Genomic DNA, 18,784 nt, shown 5'->3' with positions numbered 1-18,784 from the left:
GTTCGGGTAGATCGCCGTCCGGAACGTCATCGATCAGGATGGTCTGGTGAGTTCTTCGAGGAGGAAGACGAAGGACTCGTACGGCCGCCCGGTAGCGTGTCGCAGACCCATTTCGCACGTGCGGTTCGCCGAGAGGTATGCCTGGGCCGGAGAGGCGTCGAGTCCAGCCTTCTCGTCCCGTGTCGCGGAGACCACCAACTCCGGGTGGAGCAGGCCGCGGTCTCCCGCGGTACCGCAACAGGTGGTGCCGACGGGCACCATGGCCGTGTCGGCCAGGAAGGACGCGATGGCCCTGAGGTCGCGGTTGAGTCTGAGGTGCGTCGTGGAACACGTCGGATGCACTGCGACCGTCTTGAGCTTCCGGTTCACCGTGAGACGCGGAAGCAGGGCCCGGCACCAGGTGATCGAGTCCTGGATGCTCATGGCCTCCATGTGAGCGCGCCGCGTGTCGTCGACGTGCTCGGCGACGTCGTCGAGCAGCCCGTGGGTGCAGGACGCGGCATCGATCACAACCGGAAGCGAGCCGTGGTCGCTCCACCTCCACAGGGCGTCGCAGATCGCCTCCGCCATCCACAGGTGCCCGCCGGTGAGACCCTTGCTCGCCCAGGGCGTCGAGCAGCACAGTCCGCGCACGTCATCCGGTATCCACAGGGGCATGCCGGCGCGGGCGGAGAGCGTGACGAACGCCTCCGGGAGCGACGGCGTTCTCGGTTTGTCGGGGTCGCGTCCGAAGATGCGGTTGATACAGGCCGGGAAGTACACCGCACGCGCGGATTTCCGCTCGGTGTGCGGGAGGTGGCCGGGTGCCGGGTGGGGCATGGGGCCCGGAACCGAGGGGACGAGATCGTTGCTGGCGACGAACCGCGCCGCGTTGGTCAGCTCCGTGAGGACCTTCACGTCCATGTGCGACTGGACGCCGTCCACCGCTGACATCCCTGCGCGTGCGAGTCTCTCGATCTTGCCCCAGTGCTCGGCCGCCGCCAGCCCGGCACGCTCACGGGAAGCAGTGGATTCGGCACGGCGGAATCCCTTCATCAGGGCCCCCGTGTTGATCTGCACAGGGCATGGGATGGCACAGGTTCCGTCGGCGGCGCACGTCTCGATGCCGTCGTACTCGTACTCTGCCTGCAGTTGTGCAAGCACGGGAGAATCCTCGGGTTGCCGGGCCATCTCCCGGCGAAGGGCGATTCGCTGCCGGGGGGTCGTCGTCACATTGCGACTCGGGCACACGGCCTCGCAGAACCCGCACTCGATGCACAGGTTCGCTGTTTGTTCGATCTTGGGTGTGGATTTGAAACCCTTGAGGTGGATTTCCTCGTCGGCCGTCAGGATGACGTCCGGTCCGAGGATTCCGTGCGGATCGGCGAGGCGCTTCAGCCGCCACATGATGTCGGTCGCCTTGGCGCCCCACTCGTGTTCGACGAAGGGCGCCATGTTGCGCCCGGTGCCGTGTTCGGCCTTGAGCGAGCCGTCGTACTTTCCGATGACCAGGCCGACCAGGTCGGACATGAACGCCCCGTAGCGCTCCTTGTCGGCTTCCTCGGTGAATACGGGAGTCAACGTGAAGTGCAGGTTGCCATAGGCGGCGTGGCCGGCGACCCCGGGGAGGAACCCGTGCTTGCTGAGCAGCTGTTGCAGGTCGTGGGCGCCCTCGGCGATACGTGCGGGAGGGAAGCACACGTCTTCGTTGATGACTGCGCTTCCTTCCGGTCGCAGGTGACCGACGATGCCCAGCAGGCCCTCGCGTATCCGCCAGTTGCACTCGATGAGCTCCTCGTCCCGGGTGAATTCGATCGGATCCAGCAGGGCGGTGTCCGCGACGACCTCTCGGACCCGCCGCTCGGCGTCATCGAGTGCGTCGGCTTCGCCGCGGAACTCCACGAGGAGAGCAGCGGCCTTGGGATCGAGCGTGCGCCAGTAGGCGGGGGCGCCCGGGTATGCCTGCGCCGCCACGGTCAACGCGGGCGCCATCATCAGCTCCACCGCCTCCGCGCCCAGGCCGACCAGCGCGGGTACCAGGCGTGCCGCCGCATCGATGGATTCGGTGGCGATCCACGTCACCGTGGTCAGCCCGGGGTCGGGGAGAGTGTCGAACACGACCTCGGCCATGAAGGCCAGTGTTCCTTCCGAACCGACGAGCAACCGACGGAAGATCTCCAGCGGCGTCTCTGCGTCGAGAAAGGCGTTGAGGGCGTATCCGGTGGTGTTGCGGATGGTGTACTTGTGCCTGATCCGCTCGACGAGTTTCTCATCGGCGAGTATTTCCGCGCGCAGGGCCAGCAGACCGTCGGCCAGTTCCGGCTCGGCTTCGCGGAACGCGGACTCGGCGTCGGGGGACTCGGTGTCCATCGTGGTCCCGGAGGGGAGCACGAAGGTGATCCCGGCCACGCAGTGGTACGCGTTCCTGGGCAGCGAGCACCGCATGCCTCCTGCGTTGTTGGCGACAACCCCGCCGATGGTGGCGACGTCGGCGCTGGCCGGATCGGGACCCAGTCGGCGCCCGTACGGTGCCAGGACGGCGTTCGCGTGAGACAGAATCGTGCCCGGGCCCGTCCGCAGGCGGGCGCCGCCGTTCTCCACGGTCATTCCGGCCCAGTGGCGCCGGACGTCGATCAGTATGTCGTCGGACTGCGACTGGCCGTTGACACTGGTGCCTCCGGACCGGAAGGTGGCATGGCGCCCGGTCCGGCGGCAGTAGTCGAACACGGCGGTGACGTCGTCCGCATCTCGTGGTTGCACGACGACCTGCGGAAGAAGCCGGTAGGGGCTCGCGTCGGAGGCATAGCGCACCAGGTCCGAGAGCCGGTGCAGGACCTGCTCGGAGCCCAGCAGGTCGGTGAGGTCGCGGGCGAGGCCGGCCGGTGAGCCGCCGAGGTGTTCGACGCCGACCGCATCCGGCTGCACCGGCCCGTCCGGACGTCCGATGCGGCCGGCCTGGGGAGTGAAGGGCTTTCTCATGCGACGGCCTCCAAAGGCCCGGCGGGGCATTGCGGTGTCCGTGGCGGACCAGCGCAGGATCCCCTTGTTGTTCAGGCGGACGAAGGACCGGAGAGATTCGTCAGGAAACGCATGTCCAACTCGCCTTCAAAAGTTTCGGCGCCGGCCTTCATCGCATCCTTGATACGCGCCTTTGCAACATCGCTGGCGAAACTCAGATCGGACTCGTGAGCCTCCACCAGAAGCCCCTCCGGCAGCGAACCGTATACTCCGGAATCCACGGCCGCCTTGGCGTGCGCGATCGCATGCGGAGGAAAGGTCGCGATGCGGCGAGCCAGCCTCTCGACAAAAGGCGTCAGCTCGTCCGGCGGCAGTGCCCGATTGATGTAGCCGTAGCGTTCTGCCACGTCGGCCGGGATGTCATCGCACCCCAGGAGTACCTCCAGGGCGCGCCCCCGGCCCATGAGCAGGGGCAGTCTCTGCGTGGAACCACCGCCCGGAACCAGGCCGATCGCCACTTCCGGCTGGCCGAAGATCGCCTTGCCGAGCGCTGCGAAACGCATGTCCATGGCCAGCGCGATCTCACTGCCTCCGCCCCTGGCCCGGCCCTCGATCTTTGCGATGCTCACCTTGGGCATGTTCCTGAAGCGCTCGCCGATCAGCTGCGTGAGACGAAAGCTGGGCGTATGGGAAACCGTTGACGGAGCCGCCCCGACCCGGCCCAGGCCGGAGTGCGCCATGAAGAACTCGGGAATCGCACTCTGCAGGACTATGACCCGGACGCTTTCATCCGCCTCGAGTTCCCTGCCGAGCCTGTCGAACTCCGGCGACAGGAATTCGTCGAGGAGATTTATCGGCGGGTAGTCGAGGGTGACGAATGCCACCCCGGAATCAAACTCGAACCGGAAGTATCTGTAATCCGAGTATGCCATGGGCCCTGCCCCTTTCGGGATGATGGCCGATAGCGGATCGCCGCTCCCGGTTCAGGCGCTCACGAAACGCTGGCGAAGCTCGCCGATGCCGGCGATGTGACTGACCAGCTCCTCGCCCGGCCGCAGCCACCGCGGCGGGTTGCGGCCGATGCCGACGCCGGCCGGCGTGCCGGTGAAGATCACGTCACCGGGCAGCAGTGCCAGGGTCGCGGACAGGCCCTCGATCAGCCGGGGAACCGAGAAGATCAGGTTGCCGGTGCGGGAGTGCTGCACGGTCTCACCGTCGATGGCGCAGCCGAGCTCAAGGTCGTCCGGGTTCTCAAACTCGTCGACGGTGACCACCCACGGGCCGATCGGGGTGAACCCGGGGAGCGACTTCCCCAGGCTGAACTGCGGAGCGGGGCCCTCGATCTGCCGGATCCGTTCGGAGATGTCCTGGCCCACGGTCAGCCCGGCCACGTAGGACCAGGCGTCGGCGGCGGACACCCGCTCGGCGCGTCGGCCGATCACCACGACCAGCTCCACCTCCCAGTCGGTGTGCCCGCCCTCGGGCAGCGTCACCGTGGTGACCGGTCCGCTGATCGATGTGCGGAACTTGGTGAACACCGGTGGGAACTTGTCCGGGGTGTCCAGCTTGGTCTCTTCGGCGTGCTCGCGGTAGTTCACGCCGACGCCGAACAACTGGGGCGGCGCCGGGGCCGGCGACCCGAGATCAGCGGGATCGAACGCGGACGCGCCGCTCGACTCGGCGTCCTTGCCCCAGTCCAGGAAGTCTTCCCAAACCTGGTACACCGCCTGCGGCTCGGGTCCGAACCTGCCGCCGCTGGCCTTCTCGACGTCCACCGCACCCTGCTCGGTGAACAGGGTCAGTCGGCCGGAAAGGTTTCCGATGCGCACTGTCGCTCCCTGGACATCGACGATGCGGACCCGGGCGAGCGCCCGAACAGATGACTAGGGCTGGAGGGTTGAGGGCAGTCCCCCCAGCGGCTGTGCACCCGCGCATTGACCCGAACCGCCAGAAGAGCGCACTGACGCCCGCGGTCGGCGTGATCGACAACACGACGGGGCAGTCCCACAGGACCAGCCGTTTCCACGCAATCCATGCTAAAGCGGATCACTGGAGGCAGCCACACAGCCCTGCGTCTGCCGAATACCTACTCCAGCCAGGTCAGGTGCGACCCTGCTGCGTCGTTCCCGGCCCGAGGCGCCGTCACATCCCCTCCCGCCCCGCGTTCATACAGGTCAGAAGGGGTGTGACGACAGCAATTCGCAGGGCGTTCAGATGTCGCGGAGGAGGCCAGCGGGCGCCGTGACCTGCCGCTATGGCTGATGACCGCTGACCTGCGCGAACGGCCTTTCAACTGTTTCGCGTTCGTGCCGGTTGATGGGGCCGGAAGTCCCAGCAAAGTCCCAGAGGACTCCCACTGCTGACAGACGCCCTTTCGACTTTATACGCCGATGGCGGCCCGTCGAGCACCTCCGTGTTCACCGCCTCTGGCCTGCGCGGATAGCCCTTTCGGGCTCTTTCCGGATCGCGCCGTATTGCGCAGTCGATTCTCCCCACACGCTCCCCAGCGCGGCCCGTACTCCCCAGATTCTCCCCAGGGAGGATGTCGGAGGACAGCCGTTGAACGTGATCTAGAGTGCCCGCCGATTGGGCGTACCGGTCTCGCTCGTGACGGATGGCAGAACGGAAGATACCGATGCACTGCCGAGGAGACTTGGCTGGCTGCAACATGCGGGAGCCTGCGTAGTTGTCCCGGAGGAGAGCGGGTCATGTTCCGCTTGGGACACCGTTGGCAATTTCGGCGGGAGCTCACTTCGGCCGAACTGATGCCGTCGCAGGTGGAGGAGTTCCTGGTCTGCCAGCGAGCGGGGTGCAGCTCGGAGCCGGTGGAGGCGGTCACTGAGTATGGTGGTCAAGACGCTCCGTAAGGCCTACGAGGTGCCCGCTGCGGCTGCCACTGGTGCGGTGGAAGAGCTACCCGATTACGGCGGCTAGCTGCACCAGGAACGCGGTCTGGCAGCCGAGTCGATCTGCTGCTACTGAGGCCAGACATGCCAACTCCTCTCTGTGCTACCGGTGAAGGAGTCGCTAACCCGGTTGGATGTCGCGCGCGCGACTGTGGTCATGGTGCGGCACGCCGTCGGATCCGACGGCGTGTGGTCGGCGAAAGCCCTCGTACCCGCGGTCCATTCGCTGATGCGCTACCTGTATGTGGACGAACGGATCCCGGATTCGCCGACCGGCGCGGTCCCCGTGGTGGCGACCGGCCCGGTCTGCCGAGTCTGGGAGCCCACCAGTGGTCGATGACAGGGAGCAGGGAAGCGCTCTCGCTAACGGAAAGCCGGACAAGTCCGCCGTGGGCTCAAAGGAATGTTCAGGCTGACTGTTGGGGTTGCTGTTCCCGGCGAATCGTGACTGCGACATCCTCGAACTGGAAGGGAAGCTGGGCTTGTGGTTTGTGTACCGTAATGGTTGCCGCAGACACTCGCTGATCGGAGAGGCACGCGGCAACCAGGCGTTCGGCCAACGTCTCGATCAGCTTCACCGGCTCGCCCGCGACGATCTCCTGAAGCTTCTCGCCGAGATCGATGTAACTGAAGGTGTCGGCCAGATCATCGGTGGCCGCTGCTAGAGCCAGATCCATTTCCAGGACTGCGTCGATGACGAACTCCTGTCCCTCGACGCGTTCGAAGTCAAACCATCCATGGTTGCCACGAACCTTGAGTGAGCGAAGGCTGATGCTGTCGGTCAATGTGATTCCTCTGTGGTCAGTGTCGGCGCGGCCACGGTCCTGCAGGGTGATTGCCAGGACTGAAGCCGCATGCCTCTGCGAGTGCGACGGCCTCACGGACCTCGCGGGTGATGGCGGCGGGGCGATGCGCGTCGCTTCCGAAGAACACGGCGCTTCCTCCGGACTCATGCCACCTACGAATGGGTTTCGGCCGCGGTGACGGTCCGCCGGTATTGATCTCCAGTACTCGTTCGGACGACGCCAGCTCACGAAAGATGCTCCGGTATTCCTCTTCGTAGTCCTCGTCGGCATACGAGGGACCGCAGGCGGGCCAGCCCCGAAGAGGGTAGTCGCCATGAGCCAGAACCTCGAACCGGTTCTCGAGCCGGATCATGGTCAGGGTTTCTGCCAGGTAATCCCGCATAACACGTACGGGATCAGTCGACTTGAACAGGTCCAACACGAAGGCGGGTGCTCCGCCCACAGGCAGGGCATGCGGTGAGCCCAGGATCCGCTGGAACTCGACTGCCCGTAGCAGCTCGTGGACCTTGGCTGGGAACAGATGCGGTTCGCCCAACTCGACGCCGCTTAGGATGGTCAGCTCGGGGAACATAGATCGGCACCGGTGCAGTGTCTCTGGATAACCATGCTCGTCGAGAAATCCGCCAGTCGCGTGTCGCCCGATGGTGCGAACCTCCGGTGACGACTCCTGAACGTCCGGGAGCGTCCACGCGGTGAAGTCAGCGTGGTCGGTGAAAGCGACAGCCGGAAGCCCGATCCGTACCGCCTCCTCGCGGGTTCCCACCATGGACCCACCAATCGCGTCCCAAGACCATTCGGTGTGGACGTGGTTGTCCCCCAGTATCGGCTCAGGCATTCTGCCTCTTCCAGTGGCGTCCGCCGATGCGGCCGTCACCGGTGTCGAGGACGACTGCACCAACGGTGCTTAGCACCACAATCTCCGTTCGGGGGCCGGCGACCACGCCGGTTACCGGAGCGCCCACCTCAATGTCTGCAAGCATGTCTGCCGCCTCCGAGAAGAAGTAGAGGTGCTCTTGGGAGGCCACGACGATGCGGCCCGATGCGGGGCCATAGTCGAACGCGGCCACAGAAACCGCCAACCCGCCGCCCGGGCTCAGCGGATAGGTGTGCCACGGTCGCGCCCGGAAGCGGAACCTTCGGTGCATCAGGTCCCGGATTCCGGCCGTCATCACCGCGCCTCTGGTTGCGAGATGGACGACGCCGTCGTGCTCGGTGATTGCGACAATCGGTCCACCGCTCACCGGCCACCGGACGGGCCTGAGGTTCTCCGAGTTGCGGGTCAGCCGCCGCCACACGCGTACCGTCGCGTCGTCGCTGCCGGTGACGACGACGGGTACCCCGTCGGCCATGCAGACGGCCACCGCCCGGACCGCCGCGGTGTGTCCCCGCCAGGGGTGGTCGCGGGGTTGTCCGGTGGTGGGGTTCCATGCGCGGATGGTGGTGTCGTCGCTGCCGCTGAGGACGATGGGTTCGTCGTTGATGTAGGCGGCGGTGAGGGCTCGGATGGGTCCGGTGTGGCCGTGCCAGGGGGTGCCGTGGCGGAGGTTGGTGGCGGGGTTCCAGGCGGTGATTTGGGCGTGGTCGCCAGCGGCGATGACGAGGGGGGTTCCTTCGAGGGTGATGGTGGTGAGAGCGCGGATCCAGCCGATGCCGGCGGGCCAGGGTTTGCCGAGTGGTGCGCCGGTGTGCAGATGCCAGGCGCGGAGGTGGCCGTCTTCGCCGGCGGTGATGAGGAAGGGTGTGTCGTCGAGGTGTGTGATGGTAGCGGCGGTGATGGCGCCGGTGTGTCCGAGCCATGGTGCGCCGACGGGTTGGCCGGTGGTGAGATCCCAGACCCGGACGGTTGCATCATCACCACCGGTCACCAGGACTGGCCCGCCGGCGAGGCGTGCGGCTTGTATCGACCACACCCAGCCGGTGTGGCCACGCCACTTGTGTCGCAGAGTACCGGACAGCGCGTCCCAGACGCCGATGAGACTGTCGCTCGCACCGCTGATGATCAGTTGCCGATCAGGGAGATCGATCCCAGACAGGGTCCGTATCCACCCTTCGTGGCCCTCCAGCGGACGGCCGATCGGCTCACCGGTCTCCAGATCCCAGAGTCGGATGGAGCGGTCGTTGCTGCCGGACACGATGATCTGGCGGTCGCCTCGGCATTGAACGGCCACCACATTGACGACGTCGGTGTGCCCACGCAAATCCGGCCGGATCTGTGCGCCAGTGGCGAGGTCCCACAACCGAACGGCGCCATCGTCCCCACCGCTCACGATCACCGGTCGACCGGAGCGACTCCCCACCGCCACCGACCTCACCCAGCCAGCATGAGCTTGCTGTATCACCGCGAGCGGTGAGCCGGACATCAGGTCCCAAATCCGGACCGTGCCGTCGCTGCCGCAACTCACGATCCGCACCGGATCGGTCGGGGAGACGGCCAGCGCCCGCACCTTGTCATCGTGGCCGTGCCAGGCGTCACCGATCGGCGCGCCGGTGTTGAGGTCCCAGACGCGGATGGTGGTGTCGCTGCTGCCGGTGATGACGACCGTCCGACCGTCGATCTCGGCCAGGACGATGGCACGGATCCAGTCACGGTGTGCGCTCCACGGGCCGCGCACCATCGCGCCTGACAGCAGATCGAAGACCCGGATGGTTCCGTCGTCGCCGCCTGTCACCGCGCACTCCCGGCCGTCGAGCGAGGTCACCGCAACGGCACGGATCCAGTTCGTGTAGCTGGTGCCGGGACGGCCGATGGCGTGCCCGGTCTCCAGTTCCCACAGCCGGACGGTGCCGTCCCCGCCGCCGGTGACCACCGTCTTCCGCTCGCCTAGGCGGGTCGCTACCAGGGCGGGGACCGAGCCCGTGTGGCCACGCCAGGGCTCACCCACCGGTCTGCCCGATGGTAGTTCCCACACCCGGGCGGCCTGGTCGTTCCCGCTCGCGCTGACGGCAACGACACCACCCGTTACAGAGGCCACGGCCAGCGACAGTACGGGTTCGGTGTGTCCCCGCCAGGGGTGGTCGCGGGGTTGTCCGGTGGTGGGGTTCCATGCGCGGATGGTGGTGTCGTCGCTGCCGCTGAGGACGATGGGTTCGTCGTTGATGTAGGCGGCGGTGAGGGCTCGGATGGGTCCGGTGTGGCCGTGCCAGGGGGTGCCGTGGCGGAGGTTGGTGGCGGGGTTCCAGGCGGTGATTTGGGCGTGGTCGCCAGCGGCGATGACGAGGGGGGTTCCTTCGAGGGTGATGGTGGTGAGAGCGCGGATCCAGCCGATGCCGGCGGGCCAGGGTTTGCCGAGTGGTGCGCCGGTGTGCAGATGCCAGGCGCGGAGGTGGCCGTCTTCGCCGGCGGTGATGAGGAAGGGTGTGTCGTCGAGGTGTGTGATGGTAGCGGCGGTGATGGCGCCGGTGTGTCCGAGCCATGGTGCGCCGACGGGTTGGCCGGTGGTGAGATCCCAGACCCGGACGGTTGCATCATCACCACCAGTCACCAGCAGGGGCCGGTTGTCCAGCTCGATCATGGCGATGGCCTGGACGGTGGCGGCTGGTTGCCTGATCACCAGGTTCATCGGCCGTCCGCTGACCAGGTCCCATGTCCGCAGCGTCCGATCCTCGCCAGCACTGATCGCGACCGTCCGCCGATCGAGGCGCCCGACCGCGATGGCGGTGATCCGGCCATCATGTCGGCCAATGATCTGATGCGGATGGGGTGCCTGCCATGAGGCCCAGAGCGAGTGCCACGGCCGTGTGAATCCGGCGCTGTCAACAGCAGAGGACAGGGCCGACGCCTCGAAGTAGTTCGCCGCCAGGCCCAGATACGAAATGCTCAATGGTGTTGGCTTGGTCCGCAGGTGAGGAAGAGCGAACTCGAAGGCTGCCGCCGCCCGGCGAGCGTCGTCGGAGACCGCCTCTGGGATGGCGGACAGCAGGCGTACCGGGTCGGCTGCGAGCAGGAATCCGGGATCGACCAACAGACCGTCGAGCAGGTTGTCGTCGACCGCACCCTGGCTGGCCTGTTGCCCCCGGGCAGCGTGGGTCGCGAGGTGCCGGCGAATGTAGGGGTGAGCCGACGTCCAATTCGTCCGTCCGGCGCCGCCCGGCGGAGCGCAGGCTGTCAGGGCCTGGGCCAGTGCTGCCTGGTCCGCGGCTTGATCACGGCCGTCGCGCAGATACTCGGCCAAGGATTGGTGAAATAGCCGGTAGACGGACCGGTCCGCCTCCAGCCCCTCCCGGAAGTAGGCACCAGCCACCTGGCGCAGCCAACTGATGTCGACGTTCGTGTACGTGTGATCCCGCTGCAGTGCGCTGGCGAGTCTCGGCCAGACACCCTCCGCTGGTATTCCCGCGCCCTCCGCGTACGCGAGCGGGAGAAGCAGCGCGCGGGCCTTGTCCGCGTCCGGTCCGAGGCGTCGTTGCAGATCTACCTCGATGGCGGCGGACGCGGAACGTGGCAGGGCGTCACGCCACGATGGATCTGACGGGTCGGCCGGATGGCGTTCGGCGGCCAGGGCCATGGCAATGATGCGGGTGATGAGGAAGGAGTTGCCCGCGGCGCGTCCCACGGCTTCGGTGACGGAGTCGAGTTGTGTGACGGACACGGTTCGGTAGGGGCTGTGCGGCTGCGACTCAAGGAGCAACTTTCTCGCGTACGCCCGTATGCTGTCTGGCTCGGCGTACGCTTCGTCGAGATCCAACACCACCGCGCGCGTGTCGAGCAATGGCACGATGCCACGCCGACCGCTGAGCAGCAGCCGCAGCCATCCACCAGCCAGGTCGTTCAACGGAAGAATGAGTGACTGGATCAGTTCCTCCGGGGCCGACGCCTCGTCCAGCGCGTCTATCAGCACTGTCAACGGCCGGTCCCGCCCCCGCAGAACCTCGACCAGACGGCGGATCCGGGTCGAGCGATCGACGGTGACGTCGGTCCGCAGCCCGGCAACGCCGGCGATGGCGCGTGCGATGGAGAGCGTCGGCATGCCCTGCGCGTAGATCGTCAGGTCGATTGTGCCGGGTAACGGAGGAAGGTTGGGGAGCCCGTCGCGGGGTACGTCCGGGTTCCGGTCGATGTCGGACAGCGTCGCCAGAAGTCCGAGAACTGCGGTTTTCCCTGACCCCGGGTCACCAGTTACCAGGCGTATCCGGGTGTCGTCACCGGTCGGCGTCACCAACCAGGCAGCGACCTCGGCTAACAGCCGGTGCCGCCCGGTGAACCATTGTGCGGATGGCCGGAACCTGCCATCCAGATGCGCGGCGTGGGTACGCCGGATCCGCTCCTGTGTGTCTATGTCGAAGTCAACCAGCAGCCGGTTGTACTCCGGGTTCGGCAGGAACCACAGATCCTCACCGCTTCCGGTCTGGACGCAGGTGGCGGTCTGTGTGCGGGGGACCTGCGGGTCGGCGCGGATCATTTCGACGATGCCGGCACAGGACAGGGCCGGTGCGCTGTACCCGCCCGCGGTGTGGCCGGGATTGCTTGCGGCCCGCACGAAAGCCTGGGTCAGCACGCCGGGAAGGGCCTCCTGGTGTGGCCGGGTCGCGGTGATGACCACCAGGGAGCCGTCGCCGCCGAGGGCGTCCATCGCCCGGCCCATCACCGCCGCGCCGCCGCGGCCCGAATAGCAACTGTCCAAAATCACCATGAGACGGCGCAGTGGGGTGTCGACCAGCATCCATTCCGCGAGGTGGGCTGTCCGGATCGACCGTTCATGGACGTCGTCCGGGTTCGAATCGGCCGGCAGCAGCACGTGCTCGCCGTTCTCCAGAATCTCGCCATGTCCGGCCAGGTAGACGATGACGTAGTCGTCTGGCTGGCAATGCTGCCGGGCGAAACGCCGAAGATTGATCTGTAGTTCGTGGGCGGCGGGGTTGCCGGGCAGGGCGTCGACCTGCTTGTAGCCGAACCGTTCGCCGAGCAGCTGCCGCATGCGCAGGACGTCCTCATGCAGTTCCGGCCGGTCCAAGTCGGGTGCGAGCGCATACCGGGAAATGGCCGTGAGCAGCATCAAGCGACGGGTCATCAGATCAGCCTGTCAGACCGGCGACGATCGCGGCGCCGGTTTCCGGAGCGGTCAGGTAGGGAGCCACGTTGTGGGCTCGGGTACCGTTATGCACCAGGAAACTACGCACGTCGTCGCCGAACAGCGGTCGCAGGTCCTTGACCAGCGCGACAATGTCTCCGGAGTCGGCCAAGTTCGTCCAGCGCGCTATTCCGCGCGGCCATGAGCCGCGCGGAAGGCCGCCGGCTGGTACCGGACGAGGTTCCAGCCGGTCAAAGATCAGGTTACGGATTCCCAGCGGGGAGCCTATGGTTATTAAGTCGGTGACCGGCCACTCCGGGTGCGCAACCAGTGCCTCATAGGCCACAGCGGAACCGAGTGAGTGAGCCACCATGACCTGCGTGTCGTCTGTGACACATTCCTCCAGGCGCGCCTGAATCTGCGCCCGGACTGTCAACTCTGTGAAGTATCGGCGCACCTGGTGCAGATCAAAGATCATCGAGCGCATGGCCAAGTTGGCGAAGAACTTGGAGCCGGAGAGTGCCCGCAGCGCCGCTTGAGCCGAACCCCCGGTCCGCGCCAGAGAGCGCGCGTCCGGTGCGACCACTTCGTCGTCGACCCGAGCAGCCTCCTCCCACCACGCGAGGAGCAGCGGGAGATCAAATTCGGAGTCGACATCGGCAGGCCCTAGCGGTGGGAGATCCGAGGACAGTCCTCGGCCGGGACGCCGAAACAGATGGCCATACGAGACGCAGCGAAGATCCTCAGGCGCGACATCTCCGCCCGCGAGTACCACCCCGTCGCGCATGGCCGGAAACCACAGTCCGTGCTGCATGGCCTCACCCTTGAGCTGCTGCGCAATGCCGTGCACTGCGAGGATTCGCGACATAGCGTCGATGCTCCGATCCGCTCGTCAGGGCTCACGGCCAACGCTACCCATATCGGCATAGATTGGAACGTGTCCCATGTGGTGATTTTTACGAACTCCTCCTAGCTGGTCAGTACGGCTGCGAGGATGAGGAAGGCGGTAAACAGGTGGCCGTGCCGCTCGTATCGGATGGAGAGACGGCGGTAGCCGAACAGCCAGGCCTAAGGGGCGGACGAGTGATGACGTTCCAGCCGGGGATGGTCCCGTTCCGGTCCGACCCCACCTGGCGAAGCCTTCCAGTATCACCGTGGTGTTCACGGCGGACACCATGGCCAACCTCGGCTCGACTCCGTCTCCCAGGTGGACATGACTCTCCCGGATCCTGGGGCATCACCGAACAGATCCTCGACGCCTCCGGCCCCCGCCTGCCCGCGACGTACGCCGACTGCGACTCGCCGCGGGACTGTCTCACGTCGGCGAGAGGCCGGGGAACGTCACACATCTGCTCTGCGGAACCTGTTCAACAAGCTCCTGGGTTGCCTCTACCACTGCTTGCAGACGCGGACGCTCTACGACTCACAACGCGCGTTCGGGCCCTCCCTCGCATTGGCCGCGTAACCGCCGGACCGAACCGGGTGATGGGCTGGTCCGGCGACTTGGCGGGTGAGGCAACTTCAGCGGACCCAGGGGCCGGGAAGGTCCTTGCGCACGATCTCGAGATCAGCAGTCGTGCGTCCGCGTGCATGGATCCAGGACTGGTCCTGGATCCCGTCTCTGCGTACCAGCCGGCCAGGTGCCGAGTACCAGCCCACGGGCGAGTCGTCTTTGCTGGCCCACATGGGATGGTCAGGCAGGTTCACTCGGGCATAGCGCTCGTGGAGGTTCGGCAGCAGCGGGTCGGGCAGCTCGCAGGCGTCGTAGAGACCGAGGTCGTCCGCTCCGAAGAGGGACTCGCTCAGCACGAGTTCGACCCATGCGAGGGACATCCGATCGAGGAACGGGATCCAGCCGTCGCGTGACTCCACCACCACCGGCGGATCGGCCTGTTCGATCTCTGCCAGGGGGATTGCCCAGAAGGCACAGTCCTGATTCTCATGGCGGAAGACCAGGATGCCGCCCAAATCGTCGGTGACGTAGAGCCCCGTCGCCGGGACCAGGGGGTCCTGTTGCTGGGTCAGATCTTGCCGGCACCCGAACAGTGCGTACCCCTCGCGCAGGGCAGCCGGGAGTTCGAAGCCCAGCTCGGCTTCGATGGCCGCCAACTCGCTCTCGCTGTAGCCGTCTGCTGGCTCCAGTGGGCGGCCCATCCACTCGTCGGCGAACCAGCGCACGAAGTCCCAGGCTTGCGTGCGAGTGCGCACCCCGCCTCGCAGTGCCACCGAGATATCAGGACCGTCCAGCATGCCGAGGACGCTACCGCCTTCGAGTCTGTGGCAGAGCACAAGCACAGCTCCACGGGATCGCCAGCAACCAACTTGACCCACCGACGACATGAGATGTCTTGGACTGCTCGGCGACGCTGTGGTCGCGGGTGGGCACGAGCGTGCCGTCGACGATGAGCACGGTGCCGGCGCGGAAGCGCTGCCTCTGTTTGAGCGCCAGCAACGGCCCGACGTGGTCGACGATGCGGTCGGCAGCTGACTTGGAGATGCCGAACAGCGGGGCAAGCTGGCGCAGTGTCAGGTTGGTCCGCCAGTACGCGGTGACCAGCAGCACCCGGTCTTCCAGCGTCAGTGACCAGGGACGCCCTCGACGAGTCAGCTCAGCACCTTCTCGGCGCAACGTAGCGATCAGCCTGCGGAAGTCGCGTGGTTGCAGCCCGCTGAACGGGGCTATCCAATGCGGTTCCGACGCCGCGATCACACCAGCCACGTGAAGAGATCGTTCCACACCTGTGGACCTCGGAGAGCTGCGTTTCAGCCGCAGCGGATCTCCCGTGGCTCCACGGAACCCACCTGTTCCATACGCCGGATCTCCCGCTCTGCCGCTTCCAAGTGCCCGAGGTCGAGGGCCATCGCGGCACGCCCGGCGACGTAGAAGACATCCTGGCGGATCCGACAGTCCAACCCCGGTTGGCGGCACAAGGCCAGGAACCGGACCTCAAGACTGAGTTCGATGCGGCCCATCTCGTCCCGGACGCCGGCCGAGAGTGCGGCGTGCCGAAGGTCCTTGGCGTAGTCGCGCGTCTGGCGGTCGGCCTCGTCTGGCCGGGCTTCCACGGGACGATAGGGGTGATCGGTCCACTCCGTGTCAGCCCACCGGACGAGTTCGTCCAGGTGCTCTGAGGCGATCCCCAAATCCGGGGGCGAGGAGGAGAGGGCCGCGTCCGAGCCTGCAACCAGCTGGGCGAGACGGCGTCGCGCGTCGTCGTCCCCCGCCACGCACATCGCGACGAAACCCGACAACACGTCGAGCCTGCGCGACACCTCCGCCCGCTGCCAGATCTCGTACAGTCCCGCCATCCACCGTTCCCTCACCGACCGACTGCGTCTCCGCGCCCCGAACCCTATGACGCGCCCCCGTCAATGGGTCCAACGAATTTTCCCGGACTCAGCGAACGAACCTCATGCCGGCTCGGTGCGGCGCACGAGCTCCTCTCACAGCTCGTGTGTCCGCGAGCGGGGCTTCCTGATCATTGCGGGACAGCCCTTAGACGTGGGGCTCAAGGGCGACGGTACGCGATCTTCGCGTAGCCGCGGCCGGTCGGCAGAGCCTGTGGAGCATGGCTCGTAGCCCACCGCGGGCCCAAAGTCCCAGAGAAGTCCCAGAGATGCCGCCGCACCCCTCCCTGACCCGTTGCATCGCAGGTCAGGGAGGGGTGCGGCGGCATCCTGCTATCAAATATCCCGGAAGATCTCGATCTGCGCCCCGATCGTGTTGAGGCGTTCGGCGAGGTCCTCGTAGCCGCGGTTGATGACGTACACGTTGCGCAGGACGGACGTGCCCTCGGCCGCCATCATGGCCAGCAGGACCACCACGGCGGGGCGCAGTGCCGGCGGGCACATCATCTCGGCGGCGCGCCAGCGGGTCGGGCCCTCCACCAGGACGCGGTGCGGGTCGAGGAGTTGGAGGCGGCCGCCGAGGCGGTTCAGGTCGGTGAGGTAGATCGCCCGGTTGTCGTAGACCCAGTCGTGGATGAGGGTCTTGCCCTGGGCGACCGCTGCGATGGCGGCGAAGAACGGGACGTTGTCGATGTTCAGGCCGGGGAAGGGCATCGGGTGGATCTTGTCGATCGGCGCCTCCAGCTTGGAGGGGCGGACCGTGAGGTCGATCAGGCGGGTACGGCCGTTGTCCGCGAAGTACTCGGGGCTGCGGTCGTGGTCGAGGCCCATCTCCTCCAGGACGGCGAGTTCGATCTCCAGGAACTCGATGGGGACGCGGCGGACCGTCAGTTCGGACTCGGTGACGACGGCCGCGGCCAGCAGGCTCATCGCCTCGACCGGGTCCTCGGAGGGTGAGTAGTCCACGTCCGCGTCGATGTTCGGGACGCCGTGCACGGTCAGGGTCGTGGTGCCGATGCCCTCGACCTTGACGCCGAGCGCCTCCAGGAAGAAGCAGAGGTCCTGGACCATGTAGTTGGAGGACGCGTTGCGGATGACCGTCACGCCGTCGTGGCGGGCCGCGGCCAGCAGCGCGTTCTCGGTCACCGTGTCGCCGCGCTCGGTCAGCACGATCGGACGGTCCGGGCGGATCGCGCGGTCGACCTGCGCGTGGTACTGCCCTTCGGTCGCCGCGATGTCCAGGCCGAACCGGCGCAGCGCGATCATGTGCGGCTCGATGGTCCGCGTCCCGAGGTCGCAGCCGCCGGCGTACGGCAGCTTGAAGTGGTCCATGCGGTGCAGCAGCGGACCGAAGAACATGATGATCGAGCGGGTGCGTACGGCGGCCTCGGCGTCGATCGACGCCATGTCGAGGTCGGCCGGGGGGACCAGCTCCAGGTCGACGCCGTCGTTGATCCAGCGGGTGCGCACGCCGATGGAGTTGAGCACCTCCAGCAGGCGGTACACCTCCTCGATCCGGGCCACCCGGCGCAGCACCGTGCGCCCCTTGTTGAGCAGCGAGGCGCACAGCAGGGCCACGCACGCGTTCTTGCTGGTCTTCACGTCGATCGCGCCGGACAGCCGGCGGCCGCCCACCACCCGCAGATGCATCGGGCCCGCGTAGCCCAGTGAGACGATCTCGCTGTCCAGGGCTTCACCGATTCGAGCGATCATCTCAAGGCTGATGTTTTGGTTGCCGCGCTCGATGCGGTTGACAGCGCTCTGACTGGTGCCGAGCGCCTCCGCGAGCTGTGTCTGTGTCCAGCCGCGGTGTTGCCGGGCATCACGGATGAGCTTGCCGATGCGTACGAGGTAGTCGTCTGCCATGAGGCCGAGGTTATCTCAGATATGAGATGGCGCCCGTTGGGGGGTCCGTTCGGGTGATGCCCTGTCAGCGGGCCTGGTTGTTCGGCCCGTCGACCGTCGTTCCGATGCGCGCAGGGGCAGGGCGAGAACACGGCGAGACGGCTCCCGACGTTCGGTCAGGAATTCCGCCGGCTGTTGTCCGGAGGCTTTTCCTCCGTGCGTTGGAGGGGTGCCCGGCGCCCCCCGTCGGCATGCGTCACAGGGCTCGATTCGGAGGTACGAGAAATGCCCCGGACGGTTATTGAGGCCGCCCTGTCCGCCGGAAATCCGGAAGCCCCGAAGATCATCCCGTTCGGATCTCTCGACGCCGGTCAGAGAACGGCCACCCTGACACCCGAAAGGTGGGAACCCCAAGCCGTTCATCGCGATCATCTACAACGGAATCTGATTCACGGTTCGTTGCGCCCGAGGTCGCCGCAGGTGCCCTGTCGGAAGGCGTGCCGGCGACGGCCATCGGGAATTCCCGCACTCTCATCGTGCATGATGGTGATCGCGCACATCTCGAAGGATTTGGGCGGTGGAGGGCGTGGCGGGCGACGGCGGTATATATGGTCGCGCTCTGAGGACTCCGGACGGGAGACCTGAGCCCGGCGCGGCTGCCGTAGGGGGTGTGCGGCGGCATGCTGAGCGGCCGTGAGCCGGCGCCTCGGCGAGCGGTCGCGGTACCGCTCGACTGCGGTCGGCCGCCGTTCCGCCGGGCCCTGCGCGACATCTTTTCCAGGTTCAGTGTGCTATGGATTCGGCTGGCCTCCTTCTCCGTAGATCCGCAGATCCACAGGTCGCCAGATACGCTCTGGAAGGGTTCTCCGAGATCGGCATCCCGGGCTGTGCCGCGGTGAACCACCGGATCCTCTCCCAACTTCTGCCGGCCCGC

10 protein-coding genes and 2 pseudogenes are annotated in these 18,784 nt (G+C 66.7%); 1 reads left to right on the top strand and 11 read right to left on the bottom strand.

Features of this window, described 5'->3' with window-relative positions; translation table 11 throughout:
• Window positions 1-33 precede the first annotated feature (33 nt).
• The 7 genes from SSP29_RS31055 to SSP29_RS31025 form a co-directional block, all read right to left on the bottom strand.
• A complete protein-coding gene (locus SSP29_RS31055; RefSeq protein WP_089104180.1) occupies window positions 34-2,958 on the bottom strand; it encodes an FAD-binding and (Fe-S)-binding domain-containing protein in 2,925 nt (974 codons plus the stop codon).
• 71 nt (window positions 2,959-3,029) lie between these two features.
• Window positions 3,030-3,821: an enoyl-CoA hydratase/isomerase family protein gene (locus SSP29_RS31050; RefSeq protein ID WP_218036936.1), complete on the bottom strand. Its 792-nt coding sequence runs from the start codon at window positions 3,819-3,821 to the stop codon at window positions 3,030-3,032.
• Between the two features lie 99 nt (window positions 3,822-3,920).
• Window positions 3,921-4,766, bottom strand: coding sequence for a fumarylacetoacetate hydrolase family protein (locus SSP29_RS31045; protein WP_089104178.1), 846 nt, complete (start codon window positions 4,764-4,766; stop codon window positions 3,921-3,923).
• Between the two features lie 1,484 nt (window positions 4,767-6,250).
• Window positions 6,251-6,628: a dihydroneopterin aldolase gene (folB, locus tag SSP29_RS31035; RefSeq protein WP_167450040.1), complete on the bottom strand. Its 378-nt coding sequence runs from the start codon at window positions 6,626-6,628 to the stop codon at window positions 6,251-6,253.
• Between the two features lie 16 nt (window positions 6,629-6,644).
• Window positions 6,645-7,484 (bottom strand): PHP domain-containing protein, encoded by an 840-nt coding sequence (locus SSP29_RS60140; protein WP_107436279.1) that lies wholly within the window; start codon window positions 7,482-7,484, stop codon window positions 6,645-6,647.
• Window positions 7,477-12,657, bottom strand: a complete 5,181-nt coding sequence (locus SSP29_RS31030; RefSeq protein WP_089104175.1) for a caspase family protein — start codon at window positions 12,655-12,657, stop codon at window positions 7,477-7,479. Before SSP29_RS31030 ends, SSP29_RS60140 begins: the two co-directional genes overlap by 8 nt.
• Before the next feature lie 4 nt (window positions 12,658-12,661).
• The gene (locus SSP29_RS31025; protein ID WP_150135241.1) at window positions 12,662-13,525 is read right to left on the bottom strand and encodes a hypothetical protein; all 864 of its coding nucleotides are present in this window, start codon (window positions 13,523-13,525) and stop codon (window positions 12,662-12,664) included.
• Window positions 13,526-13,969: 444 nt separating this feature from the next.
• Here SSP29_RS31025 and SSP29_RS60135 point away from each other — a divergent pair.
• A pseudogene (locus tag SSP29_RS60135) lies at window positions 13,970-14,122 on the top strand (IS110 family transposase); the annotation flags it as partial.
• A 56-nt stretch (window positions 14,123-14,178) separates the two neighbouring features.
• Here SSP29_RS60135 and SSP29_RS31010 read toward each other — a convergent pair.
• The 4 genes and pseudogenes from SSP29_RS31010 to SSP29_RS30995 form a co-directional block, all read right to left on the bottom strand.
• Window positions 14,179-14,907 (bottom strand): SMI1/KNR4 family protein, encoded by a 729-nt coding sequence (locus SSP29_RS31010; RefSeq protein ID WP_089104442.1) that lies wholly within the window; start codon window positions 14,905-14,907, stop codon window positions 14,179-14,181.
• 97 nt (window positions 14,908-15,004) lie between these two features.
• A pseudogene (locus SSP29_RS56710) lies at window positions 15,005-15,376 on the bottom strand (transposase family protein); the annotation flags it as partial.
• Between the two features lie 44 nt (window positions 15,377-15,420).
• Window positions 15,421-15,966: a hypothetical protein gene (locus SSP29_RS56705; protein WP_089104173.1), complete on the bottom strand. Its 546-nt coding sequence runs from the start codon at window positions 15,964-15,966 to the stop codon at window positions 15,421-15,423.
• Window positions 15,967-16,341: 375 nt separating this feature from the next.
• The gene (locus SSP29_RS30995; RefSeq protein ID WP_089104172.1) at window positions 16,342-17,871 is read right to left on the bottom strand and encodes a helix-turn-helix domain-containing protein; all 1,530 of its coding nucleotides are present in this window, start codon (window positions 17,869-17,871) and stop codon (window positions 16,342-16,344) included.
• Between the last annotated feature and the right edge of the window lie 913 nt (window positions 17,872-18,784).

The sequence above is a fragment of the Streptomyces hyaluromycini genome, from assembly GCF_002217755.1.
In the GTDB taxonomy this organism is placed as follows: domain Bacteria; phylum Actinomycetota; class Actinomycetes; order Streptomycetales; family Streptomycetaceae; genus Streptomyces; species Streptomyces hyaluromycini.
The sequence above is the reverse complement of the archived record's forward strand: the minus strand, read 5'-3'. Positions and strand labels throughout refer to the sequence as shown.

What these genes read in the sequence shown, in the direction of transcription:
- SSP29_RS30995 (WP_089104172.1), bottom strand. Translation starts at nt 17,871, where the DNA reads ATGGCAGACGACTACCTCGTACGCATCGGCAAGCTCATCCGTGATGCC.
- SSP29_RS31010 (WP_089104442.1), bottom strand. Translation starts at nt 14,907, where the DNA reads ATGCTGGACGGTCCTGATATCTCGGTGGCACTGCGAGGCGGGGTGCGC.
- SSP29_RS56705 (WP_089104173.1), bottom strand. Translation starts at nt 15,966, where the DNA reads ATGGCGGGACTGTACGAGATCTGGCAGCGGGCGGAGGTGTCGCGCAGG.
- SSP29_RS31030 (WP_089104175.1), bottom strand. Translation starts at nt 12,657, where the DNA reads ATGACCCGTCGCTTGATGCTGCTCACGGCCATTTCCCGGTATGCGCTC.
- SSP29_RS60140 (WP_107436279.1), bottom strand. Translation starts at nt 7,484, where the DNA reads ATGCCTGAGCCGATACTGGGGGACAACCACGTCCACACCGAATGGTCT.
- SSP29_RS31055 (WP_089104180.1), bottom strand. Translation starts at nt 2,958, where the DNA reads ATGAGAAAGCCCTTCACTCCCCAGGCCGGCCGCATCGGACGTCCGGAC.
- SSP29_RS31025 (WP_150135241.1), bottom strand. Translation starts at nt 13,525, where the DNA reads ATGTCGCGAATCCTCGCAGTGCACGGCATTGCGCAGCAGCTCAAGGGT.